Here is a 15,814-nt window from a genome sequence, read left to right on the forward strand (position 1 = left end):
TTTTAAGTTTTAAGTTTTAAGTTTTAAGTTTTAAGTTTTAAGTTTTAAGTTTTAAGTTTTAAAATATTATCCAAAATAATTTGAGCTGTAACTAGGCGGCAATTGAGCTAATCCTTGGGAGCATACATAAGTATGTGACCACGGTTAGCGAATGCAGCCAACAACGTTATGGCTCAAAGTATGAAGGATAAAGATACCTTGAGAAGCCAACAACGCTGTGGCTCAAAGTATGAAGGATAAAGATAATTGCTGTTCGAGCTGAGGACTTATCAACATAACATGTAACCCCACTAGCCGGACTCCCCTACCTTTCCGACGATTTTCCCAAACTTGTTTTGCAATTTGAACTAAATCTGATTTATCAAGTATTGGATAAACATGCTCTTGTGTTGTTTGTTGAAAATCAGCGAATTTAAATTTCACACCTTGGCGAGCAATACGTAAGTCTGGTTTTACTTTTGCTAAGCGCAATTGCAGTTCATCGTATAGCTTATCCAACAACAATAAACATTCCTCCCACTGATGAATATCTTCCGCTGATGTTCGCTCTACCCCAACCGATTTACGTAATCTATCAGGATTCACTGGGCGCTCATCGATAGCATGACAACGCTCCCATAATGATTGTCCAAATTTACCCATGTTTTTAATTAATGCGATTACGTCATATTTTTGGACGTCGGCACAGGTATGTAATCCCATATCTGCTAATTTTTGAGCCGTGACTTTGCCTACTCCGGGGATCTTTTTAAGTGACAATGTTAAAACAAACTCAGCCATATCTTGCGGTTTAATCACGTATTGACCGTTCGGTTTATTCATATCAGATGCGATTTTTGCCAAAAATTTTATCGGCGCAATACCCGCAGATGCGGTGAGTTGTAATTCATCAAAAATTTGTTGACGAATAGCTTCTGCAATTAAAGTTGCTGAGCCATGTAATTGTTGGCAATCAGTAACATCTAAGTAAGCTTCATCAAGGGAAAGAGGTTCAATTAAGTCAGTGTAACGTGCGAAAATTTGCTGAATACGGACAGATGTCTCTTTATATAACGACATTCGCCCTGAAACAACTTTAAGATGAGGACAAAGTCGTAACGCAATCGCCGTGGACATAGCACTATGCACACCAAAGCGCCGCGCTTCATAATTTGCCGTACAGATAACCCCTCGGCGATCCGCACTTCCTCCCACAGCGACAGGCACATTGCGTAAAGAGGGATCATCACGCATTTCTATCGCTGCATAAAAGCAGTCCATATCAATATGAATAATTTTACGCATAATACACTCACACCATAAAATACTGATTAAATATACAGTATAGTTATGAAACATTCAATTATATACATGCCTCATTGTGTGATGACGTTTGAAATATTCAGTCACGCACTTATTCATACGATTGAAATATATTACTGCCAGAATCTACGATTTCCATATGTATATAGTGCCTGTACATCAATGCATTCTAGCAATTAGCTTAAACTTCACCCATATAATTTGATGAGAAGAGCCATTAAAAAATCGGATTACAATTGCAAGTTAGTCTTAATTTCATGAAGAACTACTTACAAATGACAAAAAAAGTATTACAACAACAATTCATTAAAATTAACACAACATATTGATATAATTAACATCATAGGAAATACACACAATGAATAAATTAACACCACGTATAAAAAAAGGAATGGTTATCAGTCTATTTCTTCTTGCTAGTCACAGTGCATTCGCACAAAACCCACAAATTGTGGCACACCGAGCCGGAACTGCTGATGCCCCAGAAAATACCCTTTATGCAATTAACTTAGCAAAAGATAATAAAGCCAATGCGATTTGGCTCACCGTACAACTCAGTAAAGATGATCAGCTGGTGCTGTATCGACCAAGTGACTTAGATGCGCTAACCAATAAAAAAGGGCCAATTTCAAATTATTCTGCCGAACAACTCAGCCAAATAAGCGCAGCTCACCAATTTAATCAAAAAAATAACTTACAATTACCCGCTCAAGAAACAACCATTACTACTTTAGAAACTATCTTAAAAAAATATCCAGATACACCTTTTTATATCGATTTGAAATCTCCAGATGCAGATCCTGATATCCAAGCAAAAGCGATATTTTCATTATTAAATAAAACCAATGCATTTAATCAGGTTCGCTTCTATTCCACTAATAACGATTTCATTAAAGCATTGCCAAAGATTTCGACAAAAATTAATACCTTTGAAAGCCGTGATGATACCCGTACCCTATTAGCAAATAGCGTAATGAACCATCAGTGCCCCGTCGCAGCTGAACAATCTACCACTCAAGATACGCAATCCGTTCGTTGGTATGGCTTTGAATTACACCGCAAAGTCGAGGTTGTTGAGAAATACACTTTAGGTGAAGCCCGTTCTCCTGCAACACTGTCTTGGGATAAAGAAGCGGTTGATTGTTTTAGAAAAACAGGGAACGCCTATATTATTTTATTTGGTGTAAACAATGCCAGTGACTATCAATTAGCTAAAGAAATTGGTGCAGATGCAGTGATGGTTGACTCACCGAAGGCCTTCAAACAGTAGTTTATTAACTGGCTTAAGCTAATTTATGTAATAACAAAATTATATTGTTACCCGCTATAGATTAATTAAGCCATTTTTATTTCATAATGCATTTCAATGAATACTTTGTTGTTAGCAAATGATAATCAATATTAATTACACCTTAAGATATTGGTGTGATAATTAATTACATCTAATAATCAAAGGGCTAAATTTATGTCTACATCACTTGGGCAAATCTCGATTGAGAATTTTTGGAATGAAGATTTAAAGAAAGTCGAAATTTTTTATCAACGAGGTTCTAATATCATCGAGAACGTTTTTGTTCTTTATAATTTGGCAGATAAAAGAACTATTAAGGATATCCATACCTTTAGCTTTGATTTAAAAGACAAAATGGCATGGAAAGCAAAAATAGTCACTAAAGATGGGCAGTTTTGGAGTAGTGGGGATTATCTGCCTTGTCAAATTCAGGATAACGACAATGGCAAAGTAACCATTAATTTTAACGGGAATTCAAAGCAGATGTCTATTATTTACCCTACATCTGGTTCTTGTTCGAAAGAAATGTATTAGATATTAATAAATATAAGCATACCCATATTCCATAAGTATGCTTACCGAGAAATATCACTTTAAATAATTCTATGTTTATCTAACATTTTTTGCCGTGCTTCTTCACGCGCCATCCGTTTTTTACGTGCATCACAAGGCTCTGGGCAATCGCATACTTTCTCAACACCAATGCTGCTTAGCCCACCGCAACTCCCTTGAATACTTTTACGCTTAATAATATATCCAAGTGACATACCTAAAAATGCCAATAAAAATAAGACAAAGGCTGCAATAAAGGTATTTAGCATTCCTTTCTCCTCCTATTTACTGTCTTTCTTTAAGAATGGTTCGAATGCTTTAGTATAACGCTCTTCAAACCCTTTATCCGTCTTAACAATCATAAAAACAGGAATATTCATTTTTTCGGCAAGTGCAAAACCTACATCTGGACCTAACACATTCAGCCCCGTCGATAACCCATCAGCGCTCATGCAATTATCGGCAAGCACAGTAATCGAAACGAGGTTATGAACAATTGGTTTGCCTGTTTTTGGATCAATTGTATGTGAGAAGCGAACACCGTCTTGCTCAAAATAATTACGGTAATCACCAGAAGTCGCAATAGACAGATTTCCTGGTTCGATGATTTCTTGTGCAGTTTGGCTTACGCCATCAGTAGAGGGCTTTTCAATTGCAATCCGCCAAAGTGCATCTTTACCATTATGGCCTTTAGTGCGAACTTCTCCACCGATATCAACCATATAATCATTGATATTAAGTGATTCTAAATACTCAGCAACAACATCAACACCATAACCTTTAGCTATTGATGACAAATCTACATAGAGCTCAGGTATGGTTTTAATTAGGTTATTATCCTGTACAGACAGTTTTTCAATACCAACCCATGCCCGACGCTTTTCTAACTCTTCATCTGTAGGTGCTTTTGTTACGCGTCCTTCCGGTCCAAATCCCCATAAATTCACTAAAGGGCCGACCGTCACATCTAAAGAACCATCGGTTAACTTATTAATTTCAATCGCTTTTGAAACGACTTTAGCCGTTGCTGCGGAAACAGGAAAAGGTACGTTGACTGCTTTTGATTGATTAAAACGACTTAGCTCAGAATCAGGTCTGTATGTTGACATTTGGTCATTAACTTCTTCCAAACGCTTATCAATTTCCGATTGAATCGCTTCAGTTGAATGTTCTGACGAATCAGAGACATACTTAACAGAATAATAAGTCCCCATTGTTTGTCCCTGAATATTTTGCTGTTCAGGTCCACCGCAGGCGATTAAAAATAAAGTTGCTGCAAATAACAGTATTGGGGCGATCATCTTTCTGTTTAGCATAATTTTCTCTGCTTCAATCGTAAATGTTCACATTTGTGGACACTTAGACTATTAACAATATCAACATTTTTACAAATAAAGAGAATGTTTCAGTCAAAATAAATAAAAAATCAATTCACTGATTTTCGGTCTTAAATCTTAAAGAGGGGAAAAACATGTTTTCCCCTCTTTGTTTCAGATTTTACTGCCACTATACATGAACAATCAATACAACTTACTTAGCGTTAGTAGTATTAGCCACCAAAATCATCCAGTAAGATATTATCATCTTCAACACCAAGGTCTTTTAACATCTTGATGACCGCAGCATTCATCATTGGAGGTCCACACATATAGAACTCACAATCTTCTGGCGCTGGGTGATCTTTGAGGTAATTTTCATACAGGACATTATGAATAAATCCAGTATAGCCAGTCCAATTATCTTCTGGTAAAGCATCGGAAAGTGCAACATTCCATGTGAAATTTTCATGTTCCGCTGCTAATTGATCAAAATCTTCGGTGTAGAACATTTCACGTTTAGAACGAGCCCCATACCAGAAACTAATCTTACGTTTAGTATTTAAACGACGAAGTTGATCAAAAATATGAGAACGCATAGGTGCCATACCGGCGCCACCACCCACAAAAATCATCTCAGCATCAGTCTCTTTTGCAAAAAACTCACCAAATGGACCTGAGATAGTGACCTTATCACCTGGTTTTAGTGACCAAATATAAGAGGACATAATGCCTGGTGGAACATCTGGATTACGTGGCGGAGGTGTTGCAATACGCACGTTCAACAAGATAATGCCATGTTCGTCTGGGTAGTTTGCCATCGAGTAAGCACGTACTGTTGGCTCTTTCACTTCAGAAACATAGCGGAATAAATTAAATTTATCCCAATCTTCGCGGTACTCTAATGGCACATCAAAATCTGAGTATTTCACTACGTGTGCAGGGCATTCAATTTGAATAAAGCCCCCCGCACGAAATGGTACCACTTCCCCATCAGGAATTTTCAGTTTCAATTCTTTAATGAAAGTGGCTTTATTATCATTAGAGATAACTTCACATTCCCACTTTTTAACCCCAAAAATTTCTTCAGGTAATTCAATTTTTAAGTCTTGCTTGACGTTAACTTGACAAGCTAAGCGACAACCTTCTTTCGCTTCACGTTTGTTAATATGTGAAAGCTCGGTTGGAAGAATATCACCACCACCTTCTTTAATAACTACGCGACACTGGCCACATGAACCGCCACCACCACAAGCCGATGAAACAAAGATACCTTGGTTTGACAGCATACCTAGCAGCTTATCCCCTGCTGGCGCATCAAAACTTTTCTCTGGGTCACCGTTTACTTCAACCTTAATGTTCCCTGTATTGACAAGTTTAGATTTTGCAAACAGGATCAAACCTGTCAAAACCAAAACTATCAGGGTGAACATCACTACACCTAGAATAATAATTTCCATGAATTCTTCTCGCCTTTATAGCTGCACGCCGGAGAAGGACATAAAGCCCAATGCCATTAAACCGGTCGTCACAAAGGTGATGCCTAAACCTTTTAGACCCGCTGGGATATCTGAATATTTCATTTTTTCACGAATTGCGGCCATTAATACAATCGCCAACATCCAGCCAATACCTGAACCAAAACCATACACGATGGATTCGCTAAAGTTATAATCACGCTGGGCCATGAAAGATACACCACCAAAAATTGCACAGTTAACGGTAATCAACGGTAAGAAGATACCCAATGCGTTGTACAGTGATGGGAAATAGCGATCCAAAATCATTTCGAGAATTTGAACCAGTGCTGCAATCACCCCGATAAAGGTAATGAAATTTAAAAATGATAAATCCACTCCTTCAACTAAAGCACCATCGCGCAATACTAAATTAAGCACGAGGTTATTTGCAGGCACAGAGATACCTAAAACGACAGTAACTGCAATTCCAAGACCAAAAGCTGTTTTGACATTTTTCGATACCGCAAGGAATGTACACATACCTAAAAAGAACGCTAATGCCATGTTTTCAATGAATATGGCTTTAACAAACAAGCTAATATAATGTTCCATCAGGTTAATCCTTCTCTATCTGAGCTGGTTTCAAGGTTCGTAATCCCCAAATCAGCATGCCAATGATAAAGAACGCACTTGGCGCTAAAAGGAACAAGCCGTTCGGCATGTACCAACCACCATTTTGCAGCGATTCAAATACCGTGATACCAAACAGTTTTCCTGAGCCAAATAATTCACGCAAGAAACCCACTAAAACTAAAATAACGCCATAACCAAGGCCGTTACCGATACCATCCATAAAGCTTTCAATAGGTGGCGCTTTCATTGCATAAGCTTCAGCGCGTCCCATAACGATACAGTTGGTGATAATCAAACCAACAAAGACAGAAAGCTGTTTTGATATCTCATAGGCATAAGCGCGTAGAATTTGGTCAACAACAATTACCAGTGAAGCAATAATTGCCATTTGTACAATAATCCGCACACTACTTGGAATATAATTTCTAATCAGTGAGATAAAAAAGTTAGAGAACGCAGTAACCAAGGTTACAGCGATAGTCATAACCAGTGCGGTTTCCATCTTAGTGGTAACAGCTAATGCCGAACACACACCTAAAACCTGTAATGCAATTGGGTTATTATCAAACAACGGCCCAAGTAGGACGCGTTTTACTTCTTTTGAATCAGCCATTATTCAGCGCTCCTTCTCGTACTTTTTTCAGGAACGGACCAAAGCCGTTATCACCCATCCAGAAATCAAATGTGTGTTGAATTCCGTTTGATGTCAGCGTTGCACCTGAAAGACCATCAATACCATATGGGCTATCGGTTGAGCCACTACGCACGATTTTAATCGCAGGCATACCTTGTTCGTTAAACAATTTTTTACCTGGCCATTGTGCTATCCATTGTTTGTTATCAACTTCACCACCTAGGCCCGGTGTTTCACCATGTGCATAGTAAGTAATACCGCGAGATGTCACGCCATCAATATCCACTGCTACAAATGCGTACATCACCGACCATAAACCTGAACCATATACTGGCAAAATGATTTGAGAAACTTTACCCGCTTCATCTTTAACCAGATAAATTTCAGCGCTATTTGCACGACGACGAATTTTAGCAATATCCTCAGCAGGTGAAAGTGCAATACTGGTTTCATCACTACGTAATTCATTGTTCAAATCATATCGGCTAGTGCTATCGGATAACTCATTAGTTTTAAAATTCAGAAGTTTAGGTGTAATACGTTCACGATAAACTTGTTGAATTTCTTCAACAGTCATATTTGGTTTCAACAAACCCGCAACACTCAAAATATTACGTTGTGTATCTAACAAGATTTGTTCTTGTTGTTGAGGTTTTAACCCAACAGCAGCACCGGCTACCACGACAGAACATACTAGACATAAAATGAAAACGACTAGAAATGTTCTTCCGATACCATCTTTATTGTTTGGTTTTTCATTAGCCACGGGCTTTTCTCCGCTTAATATTTGCTTGAACGACCATATAGTCAAACAGAGGAGCAAACAGATTGGCGAACAGGATTGCTAGCATCATTCCTTCTGGATAGGCTGGATTCGCAACCCTGATAAGCACGCACATTACACCGATCAAAATACCGTATGCCCATTTACCTTTATCTGTAAATGATGCAGAAACGGGGTCTGTCGCCATAAAAATCATACCAAATGCAAAGCCGCCTAAAACCATATGCCACCACCATTGCATAGCAAATAATGGATTGGTGTCTGAACCGATTAGATTGAACAAGTAAGACATGGCAATCATGCCTAACATCACTCCAGCAACGATACGCCAAGAAGCAATACGGAAGAAAATAATAAGTGCACCACCAATGAAAATCATCAATGTCGAGACTTCACCAATAGAACCCGGCATGTTACCTAGAAATGCTTGCATCCAAGTAATGGGTTCACCTGTCACCGTGTTCATCAGCGCATGTTCACCGCCAGTTGCCCACTGTGATAATGGAGTTGCACCCGAAAAACCGTCAGCCGCAGTCCAAACCAAGTCACCTGAAATCTGTGCAGGATAAGCAAAGAAAAGGAAAGCTCGGCCTGCCAAAGCAGGGTTTAAGAAATTGCGCCCTGTTCCACCAAAAATTTCTTTCGCAACCACAACACCAAATGTTATCCCTAACGCCGCCTGCCATAATGGAATGGTTGGTGGAACAATTAGCGCAAATAATATTGAGGAAATAAAGAAGCCTTCGTTGATTTCATGCCCACGGATCATGGCAAATAAAACTTCCCAGAACCCACCAACAAGAAAGACAACTAGATAGACAGGAAGAAAATACACTGCACCAAGCAGCATTTTACTTCCCCAGCCCGCATCAGGCGTCAATGATGCACCTAAAAACTGAGCAACACTGTAATGCCAATCACCGGCAAGCACTTGCTGTAACTCAACGCCACTATATAGGTGATGTAATGCAGGAATAGCTTGGTTACCAACGTTATACATTCCCCAAAACATCGCAGGGAATACGGCAAGCCAAACTAAAATCATCATACGCTTCAGGTCAATAGTGTCACGAACGTGAGAACGACCCTTAGTAACGGTTCCCGGCGTGTAAAAAACAGTCGAAACAGCTTCAAACAACGCATAGTATTTCTCTAACTTTCCACCGGGTTCAAAATGGTGCTCATACTTTTCAAATAAATTTTTCAGACCCATGGAATTACCCTTCTAGCTCAATCTTAGTCAGAACGTCACGAAGTACTGGACCATATTCATATTTGGCCGGGCATACATACGTACTCAGCCCTAAGTCCTCTTCATCCAACTCCAGACAACCCAACTCTTGAGATGTGTCCGTATCCCCAACAAGGAGGTCACGTAGCAGATGGGTGATCATGATATCGAGTGGCATAACACGCTCATAATTACCAATTGGTACCATTGAACGCTCACCGCCATTCATTGTTGTGGTGAAATTAAAGCGCTTATTTTTGAGAAAATGCCCAATAGTCGTGCGTGTAATCGTAAATTTATCCGCACCTGGCATGATCCAACCAAATAGTTCCTTATCACGGCCTTCAGATAAAACAGAGACTTGATTATGAAAACGGCCAAGATAATGATGCGTTTCATCACAGGTAACCCCCCAAAGCACGGAACCGGAAATAATACGGTTTTCCCCATCTTTAAGCTGACCTTTGGTGAGTTCATACAGATCTGCACCTAAACAAGTGCGCAGTAAACGAGGCTTTTCAACCTGCGGTCCTGCTAAAGAAATAACTCTATCTGTATAAAGATACCCAGTAATGAATAACTTACCTATCGCGATAACATCTTGATAATTAAGACTCCATACTTTTTTCTTGATACTCACAGGCTCAAGAAAATGAATATGTGTTCCTGCTAAACCCGCCGGATGTGGACCGACAAACTGCGTATAGCTAATTTGTGAGCTCGAAGTAACTTTTGGTAATTCTCCCATTCCATGACAAACATGAACTTTACCTTCAGTTAAACGACTAAGCACCACCAGCCCATCATTAAATGCTTGTTCATTTTCACGAATAACAATCATCGGATCTGCCGCGAGAGGATTTGTATCCATCGCTGTCACAAAAATAGCAGCAGGTGATGAGCCCGGCTGTGGAGAGCGACTAAATGGACGCGTTCGTAAAGATGTCCACAAACCTGACTTTAAAAGATTTTCTTCAACCTTTGTACTTTCTATCGTTGCAAGTTCATCTCGATTATAAGCAGTAAAAGTTTCTTGCTCATCCCCATCGATTTCAATAACGACAGATTGAAGAACTCGACGCTCACCGCGATGAATAGCAACAACTTTACCGCAGGCTGGACTCGTGAACATCACGCCTGGATTCTTTTTATCTTCAAAAAGAATCTGTCCTTTTATGACACGCTCACCTTCTTTAACCAGCATCGAAGGACGCATTCCGACATATTCTTCACCTAGCAAAGCTACGTGTTGAATTTTCGGGCCGTCTTCTATCACTTGGGCTGGCTCACCTGCAATAGGAAGGTTGAGGCCTTTTTTAATTTTAATCATAAGATCTGCACAAGTTTATTAGTTAAACCCTATGCTAACGATTCAACAATGAATGATAGCGACTCATTAATAAAAACAACTCAAGTCACGTTAATGACTTAAGCACGTAATTCTCAAATATTTTTACTCAAGTTTCTTATTTCGCCGGTCGTAATTTTATCAGTTCCCTTGACCTATGTCCGGTTATAGAAGTGACATAGTTCAAGCAAATCGTAATAACATTTGAAATATATTTTTAACAACTCGGTATTGACGATGCATTACATCATGTTTATCGAGTTTTGATTGTTTTTCAAACAATAAAGATTCAATTGAAAACTATTAACATGCTATATTACATTCTTATCTAGCCACCTAAAATGCTTTAAGCAGGTGCTATTTTTAATCAATGCTATCTTTTATATTTGGTTTAAGAATGAAAAAAAGTAACTTTATCAGTGCAATTATTACCTTTGCCTTCCTATATTCAACAGCCACACCAGCTGAAAACCAGTCATTTTTGAATAATAACAAATCGAAAAACAATCAAGATCCGTCAATTTTTATCCAAATATTTAAACAAGAAGCAATCTTAGAGCTTTACCAAAAAATGCCTAGCGGCCAGTACAAATTAGCCAAAACGTATCCGATATGTAAATTTTCTGGCGGACTCGGTCCAAAAAAGATTGAAGGAGATTTAAAAAGCCCTGAGGGATTTTATCAAATAACCACATCACAGTTAAACCCAAATAGTCGGTATTACCGATCTATCAATATTGGCTTTCCTAATGAGTTCGATAAGGCTCAAGGATATAATGGCAATTATTTGATGATCCATGGAGACTGTGTGTCTGTAGGCTGTTATGCAATGACAGATGAATATATGGGCGAGATTTATCAGACTGTAGAACGTGCATTACGTAATGGCCAATCCGCTATTGATGTCAGTATCTATCCTTTCAAAATGACGAAAGAAAACATGCAACGCTATCGTAATTCAAGTCATTACACATTTTGGAAGCAGCTACAGCCAGCTTATGATTATTTTAATCGCACAGGCAAGCCCGCGGAAATATCAGTATTATTAGGCGAATATGCCGTGCTTAATATGCCCGAGACGCCAACTAAGTTATTAGGCTCTAAATCACAATATGCGCTGACCAAGATGAAATAATACAAATTCACCAGGCTCAATTTTTTGCCAGCTTTCATTTCCAGTTAACGGCGCAGTCGCAATAACGGAAACAATATCGGTAGGAGTCGTGCATTGCTGAAAATCAATTTCAATATCTTGATCCAGCAATTTAGCCTTACCAAACGGTGATTTTCGTGTAATCCAATGCAATTTTGTCGAGCTGAAAGCCATCAAATATTGTCCATCTGATAACAGCATATTAAACACCCCCTTGCTGCGAAGTTGATCCGCAAGAATAGCAATGAAGCGAAAAACGGCTTTCCAGTTTGATGGCTTGCGTGGGTACTTCTCATTGAGCTGATGCAAAATCCAACAAAATGCCCATTCGCTATCTGTTTCACCAACAGGCCAATAGTTTCCTGTTTTTAGCGTTCGATAGCCTTTAAGTTGACCATTATGTGCATAAGTCCAGTTGCGCCCCCAAAGCTCCCGTGTAAACGGGTGGGTATTCACCAATGCAACATCACCACGATTTGCTTGGCGAATATGAGCCACAATAGTTTCAGACTTAATGGGATATTCCTGCACAAAGCGTGCAACTGGCGAAACAGAACTTGGTTGCGGATCTTTAAATGTGCGACATCCCAGCCCCTCGTAGAAAGTGATACCCCAGCCATCTTTATGAGGACCCGTTTGCCCTCCTCGAGATATCAAACCACTAAGACTGAAACTAATATCAGTTGGTACATTGGCACTCATACCAAGTAATTCGCACATTTAAAGACTCCTAAACTCGAAAAAAAATTATTTCACCATCTCTTTTTCAATTAGCTGAATTAAGATATGAATAACTTTGATATGAATTTCTTGTATACGATCTGCGTAACCAAAATGAGGAACACGGATTTCAATATCAGCGCTGCCTGCCATTTTTCCGCCATCTTTACCTGTTAAGGTAATCACTTTCATGCCTTTTTCACGAGCAGCATTGATAGCTTTAATAATGTTTCCTGAATTACCTGAAGTTGAAATCCCGAGTAAAACATCACCCTCTTTTCCAACTGCTTCAATAAAGCGAGAAAAAACAAATTCATAACCAAAGTCATTACTGACACAAGATAAATGGCTAACATCAGAAATAGCAATCGCCGGATAACCAGGGCGATTTTCACGATAACGACCGGTTAATTCTTCTGCAAAATGCATAGCATCACAATGAGAACCGCCATTACCGCATGATAATACTTTGCCCCCCGCTTTAAAGGAGTCGGCTAGTAATACCGCAGCTTGTTCAATTGCCTTAATATTTGCATCATCACTTAAAAAGTTTGACAGCGTATCGGCTGCTTCAGATAGCTCACCACGGATCAAATCTTGATACATGAGGTTTCCTCTTAAATTTAACGAAGGGGTCATTGAGATAAGTCTTTAGTACTCAGATTGTTGCACAGGGTACATTTTGTTTCTACTTTTGATTGTGCTGTATTGACTTTAGCCCCTAATTTAATGTTTTCTCGTCTAGAAATGCGACTACTTATCTAAAATCACATGCCCCAATGACATTATCACTAATTGTTATTTGATGTTTTTGTGAGCCAAGTTGTAATTAAGATGTAAATATGTTGCTAATTGTTTATTAATGGATATAGATTAAAGCAACAAACAGGTCAGACCTCTTACAAGTGGACAGGAGTTTCATTATGACCCTTCTTAGCATAATTTTATTTCTCGCGTTAATTGGTATTCTTTGCTACCACAAAACATCTTTAGTACTCAGTACCGCATTATTACTCATTTATACCGCAATCATGGGTGTGTTAAATATTTGGAGCTACTGGATGTTACTACCTGTAGCGATTGTGCTTTTTCCTTTTGTATTTACACCTGTTCGTCAGTCACTCTTCTCTGCCCGTGGAATGAAAATGTTCCAAAAAGTGATGCCTCCAATGTCTCGCACCGAAAAGGAAGCGATTGATGCTGGCACCACTTGGTGGGAAGGTGACCTATTCCGTGGCGCACCGGATTGGCATAAATTACATAATTATCCTAAACCACAACTCACTGCCGAAGAGCAAGCTTTCATTGATGGCCCAGTTGAAACCGTTTGTGGCATGGTCAATGACTTTGAAGTGAGTCATGAACTTGCCGACCTGCCCCCTGAAGTATGGCAATACCTCAGAGATCACCGTTTCTTCGCCTTAATCATCAAAAAAGAATATGGCGGCTTAGATTTTTCTGCCTATGCTCAATCACAAATTTTACAAAAACTTGCAGGTGTATCCGGCATTTTAGCCATCACCGTCGGCGTACCAAACTCTTTAGGTCCCGGTGAGCTATTACAGCATTATGGTACTGATGAGCAGAAACAACGTTATTTACCCGGACTTGCTACAGGTGAAGAAATCCCCTGCTTTGCATTAACTAGCCCAGAAGCTGGTTCAGATGCGGGTGCAATCCCTGACTCAGGAATTGTTTGTATGGGTGAGTGGCAAGGCGAACAAGTTCTTGGTATGCGCTTAACTTGGAATAAACGTTATATCACTTTAGCACCTATCGCTACCGTTCTTGGTCTTGCCTTTAAATTATCTGATCCTGAAAAACTGTTAGGTGGCGAGAAAAATTTAGGGATCACCTGTGCTTTAATTCCAACCAATACACCAGGTGTCGAAATTGGCCACCGCCATTTCCCACTTAATGTACCCTTTATGAATGGTCCAACCCGTGGAAACGATATTTTTGTTCCTATCGATTATATTATTGGTGGTCCAAAAATGGCCGGACAAGGTTGGAAAATGCTAGTTGAATGTTTGTCTGTTGGTCGCGGTATTACTCTGCCATCAAATTCAACTGGTAGTCTAAAAAGCATTGCAATGGCTACTGGCGCATATTCTTACATTCGCCGTCAATTCAAGCTCTCTATCGGTAAAATGGAAGGTATTGAAGAACCCTTGGCTCGCATCGCTGGGAATACCTATTTGATGGATGCAGCAGCAACCTTAATTACCTCAGGGATAATGCAGGGTGAAAAACCCGCTGTTTTATCCGCTATCGTAAAATATCATTGTACCCACCGTGGTCAACGTGCAGTGATTGATGCAATGGATATCACTGGAGGTAAAGGTATCTGTCTTGGCAGTTCCAACTTTGTTGCTCGCGCTTATCAAGGCGCACCGATTGCCATTACGGTTGAAGGTGCAAACATTCTGACCCGCAGCATGATTATCTTTGGACAGGGAGCTATTCGCTGTCACCCTTATGTATTAGAAGAAATGGCAGCAGCACAAGACAACAATCTACACAAATTTGATAAAGCGGTATTTGGTCACATTGGTCATGTGATTAGTAATCAATTCCGTAGCTTCTGGTTAGGATTAACAAACGGCCGTGGTAGCAGCGCGCCTACAAAAGATGAAACCCGTCGTTATTATCAAATGTTAAACCGCCAAAGCGCCAACTTAGCCTTATTATCTGATGTTGCGATGGGAGTGCTTGGTGGCAGCTTAAAACGCCGCGAACGCATTTCAGCACGATTAGGTGATATTTTAAGCCACTTATACCTTGCGTCTGCTACACTAAAACGCTACGAAGATGAAGGTCGTCAAAAAGCAGATTTACCATTAGTTAAATGGGCCGTCGAAGATTGTCTTTATCAATCTGAAAAAGCCATTGACGATTTACTGAAAAACTTCCCTAACCGTGTTATTGCTGGGCTAATGCGTATTACGTTATTCCCTACAGGCCGTGCTATGTCGATGCCTTCTGATAGACTTGATCACAAATTAGCTCAACTGATCATGGAACCATCAGAAACTCGAGACAGATTAGGGCGTGGTCAGTACTTGACGCCAACAGCAAATAATCCACATGGTTTAGTAAACCAAGCGCTATATGACATTATTGCCGCAGAGCCTATTTTCGACCGTATCTGTCGTTTAAAAGAACGTAAACTTAGCTTCACTCGTTTAGATAAGCTGGCAGAGGAGATGTTAACCACTAAAGTTATCACTCAAGAAGAAGCTGATATTCTGTGTAAAGCGGAAGCCAGCAGATTACGCACTATTAATGTTGATGAGTTTGACTTTAATGATTTGGGAGTCATCCCAGAAAAAAAGTTATTAGATGAACCATCAGATGCGCAAGCATCCAAGAAGAAAAAAGCGGCCTAAT

At 39.6% G+C, this 15,814-nt stretch carries 15 protein-coding genes; 4 read left to right on the forward strand and 11 right to left on the reverse strand.

Translation table 11 applies throughout. The features are described 5' to 3' along the window. Positions 1-222: 222 nt before the first annotated feature. A complete protein-coding gene (gene dinB, locus ACTH6U_RS00080; RefSeq protein WP_441831307.1) occupies positions 223-1,284 on the reverse strand; it encodes a DNA polymerase IV in 1,062 nt (353 codons plus the stop codon). 376 nt (positions 1,285-1,660) lie between these two features. Here dinB and ACTH6U_RS00085 point away from each other — a divergent pair, with 376 nt between their 5' ends. Next, the gene (locus ACTH6U_RS00085; protein ID WP_434720560.1) at positions 1,661-2,572 is read left to right on the forward strand and encodes a glycerophosphodiester phosphodiesterase family protein; all 912 of its coding nucleotides are present in this window, start codon (positions 1,661-1,663) and stop codon (positions 2,570-2,572) included. A gap of 195 nt (positions 2,573-2,767) precedes the next feature. Further along, a complete protein-coding gene (locus ACTH6U_RS00090; protein ID WP_294108820.1) occupies positions 2,768-3,127 on the forward strand; it encodes a hypothetical protein in 360 nt (119 codons plus the stop codon). Between the two features lie 59 nt (positions 3,128-3,186). Here ACTH6U_RS00090 and nqrM read toward each other — a convergent pair whose 3' ends face one another. From nqrM to ACTH6U_RS00130, 8 genes are all read right to left on the reverse strand, one after another. Next, the gene (nqrM, locus tag ACTH6U_RS00095) at positions 3,187-3,414 is read right to left on the reverse strand and encodes a (Na+)-NQR maturation NqrM (RefSeq protein WP_294108818.1); all 228 of its coding nucleotides are present in this window, start codon (positions 3,412-3,414) and stop codon (positions 3,187-3,189) included. A 12-nt stretch (positions 3,415-3,426) separates the two neighbouring features. Further along, the gene (locus tag ACTH6U_RS00100) at positions 3,427-4,461 is read right to left on the reverse strand and encodes an FAD:protein FMN transferase (protein WP_441831308.1); all 1,035 of its coding nucleotides are present in this window, start codon (positions 4,459-4,461) and stop codon (positions 3,427-3,429) included. Between the two features lie 233 nt (positions 4,462-4,694). Continuing rightward, on the reverse strand, positions 4,695-5,921 hold the full coding sequence (nqrF, locus tag ACTH6U_RS00105) for an NADH:ubiquinone reductase (Na(+)-transporting) subunit F (RefSeq protein WP_294108814.1): 1,227 nt from the start codon (positions 5,919-5,921) through the stop codon (positions 4,695-4,697). 15 nt (positions 5,922-5,936) lie between these two features. Next, a complete protein-coding gene (gene nqrE, locus ACTH6U_RS00110; protein ID WP_294108812.1) occupies positions 5,937-6,533 on the reverse strand; it encodes an NADH:ubiquinone reductase (Na(+)-transporting) subunit E in 597 nt (198 codons plus the stop codon). Positions 6,534-6,537: 4 nt separating this feature from the next. Continuing rightward, positions 6,538-7,167, reverse strand: a complete 630-nt coding sequence (locus ACTH6U_RS00115) for an NADH:ubiquinone reductase (Na(+)-transporting) subunit D (protein WP_441829738.1) — start codon at positions 7,165-7,167, stop codon at positions 6,538-6,540. Beyond that, positions 7,160-7,954, reverse strand: a complete 795-nt coding sequence (locus tag ACTH6U_RS00120; RefSeq protein ID WP_434720563.1) for a Na(+)-translocating NADH-quinone reductase subunit C — start codon at positions 7,952-7,954, stop codon at positions 7,160-7,162. Before ACTH6U_RS00120 ends, ACTH6U_RS00115 begins: the two co-directional genes overlap by 8 nt. Further along, a complete protein-coding gene (locus ACTH6U_RS00125; RefSeq protein WP_294108807.1) occupies positions 7,947-9,185 on the reverse strand; it encodes an NADH:ubiquinone reductase (Na(+)-transporting) subunit B in 1,239 nt (412 codons plus the stop codon). The genes ACTH6U_RS00120 and ACTH6U_RS00125 overlap by 8 nt, the downstream gene beginning before the upstream one ends. Positions 9,186-9,189: 4 nt before the next feature. Then, entirely contained in the window at positions 9,190-10,533 is a 1,344-nt protein-coding gene (locus ACTH6U_RS00130; protein WP_294108806.1) for a Na(+)-translocating NADH-quinone reductase subunit A, read from the reverse strand. Between the two features lie 415 nt (positions 10,534-10,948). Between ACTH6U_RS00130 and ACTH6U_RS00135 the strand changes: the two genes are divergently transcribed. Next, the gene (locus ACTH6U_RS00135) at positions 10,949-11,686 is read left to right on the forward strand and encodes a L,D-transpeptidase family protein (RefSeq protein WP_294108804.1); all 738 of its coding nucleotides are present in this window, start codon (positions 10,949-10,951) and stop codon (positions 11,684-11,686) included. Here the strand turns inward: ACTH6U_RS00135 and ACTH6U_RS00140 are convergent. Continuing rightward, positions 11,657-12,424, reverse strand: a complete 768-nt coding sequence (locus tag ACTH6U_RS00140) for a class II glutamine amidotransferase (RefSeq protein ID WP_441831309.1) — start codon at positions 12,422-12,424, stop codon at positions 11,657-11,659. The two genes, ACTH6U_RS00135 and ACTH6U_RS00140, sit on opposite strands and share 30 nt — an antisense overlap. A 27-nt stretch (positions 12,425-12,451) precedes the next feature. Then, positions 12,452-13,030 carry a D-sedoheptulose 7-phosphate isomerase gene (lpcA, locus tag ACTH6U_RS00145; protein WP_294108800.1) on the reverse strand — a complete coding sequence of 193 codons (579 nt, stop codon included), beginning with the start codon at positions 13,028-13,030 and terminating at the stop codon, positions 12,452-12,454. A 317-nt stretch (positions 13,031-13,347) separates the two neighbouring features. Here lpcA and fadE point away from each other — a divergent pair, with 317 nt between their 5' ends. Further along, complete coding sequence (gene fadE / locus ACTH6U_RS00150) at positions 13,348-15,813, forward strand: acyl-CoA dehydrogenase FadE (protein WP_441831310.1); 2,466 nt, start codon at positions 13,348-13,350, stop codon at positions 15,811-15,813. Position 15,814: the final 1 nt, after the last annotated feature.

It is taken from the genome of Providencia sp. (genome assembly GCF_052096715.1).
In the GTDB taxonomy this organism is placed as follows: domain Bacteria; phylum Pseudomonadota; class Gammaproteobacteria; order Enterobacterales; family Enterobacteriaceae; genus Providencia.